Source organism: Salinimicrobium oceani (assembly GCF_012037645.1).
This window is the reverse complement of record NZ_JAAVJR010000057.1, coordinates 1-478: the sequence shown is the minus strand read 5'-3', so window position 1 is coordinate 478 and position 478 is coordinate 1. Positions and strand designations below refer to the sequence as shown.

The 478-nt window shown below is 41.2% G+C and carries 1 protein-coding gene; it reads right to left on the bottom strand.

What is annotated here, in order from left to right; translation table 11 throughout:
* A partial coding sequence (locus tag HC175_RS15335) for an amidohydrolase family protein (RefSeq protein WP_168139337.1) occupies positions 1-478 on the bottom strand: 478 nt, incomplete at both ends.

Here is a 478-nt window from a genome sequence, read left to right as displayed (position 1 = left end):
GAAATTAAAGTTTTTGTAGACCAAATTACCATTTACAAAGGTGTGAGTAACGCGGGACTTAAAAGTTATACCTTCAAAAGGAGACCAGCCACATTTATAGAGGGTGTTCCCCGGCTGAACCGCCCACGGAGCGTTGAGATCCACAATAACAAGATCTGCCTTATAACCTTCTCGTATAAAGCCTCGTTTTTCAATATCGAAAAGAATTGCAGGGTTATGACACATCTTCTCAACGATCTTTTCCAAAGATATCTTTCCCTGGTGATGCATTTGTAACATTGCAGGTAAAGCATGTTGCACTAAGGGACCTCCACTTGGGGCTTTGGTGTAAACATTCTTTTTCTCTTCCCTGGTGTGTGGCGCATGATCTGTCGCAATCACATCAATTTTATCTTCTATAAGGGCTTTAAGTAGCGCATCCTGATCTTCTTTTGTCTTAACCGCAGGATTCCACTTAATAAAAGTGCCCTTTTTTGCA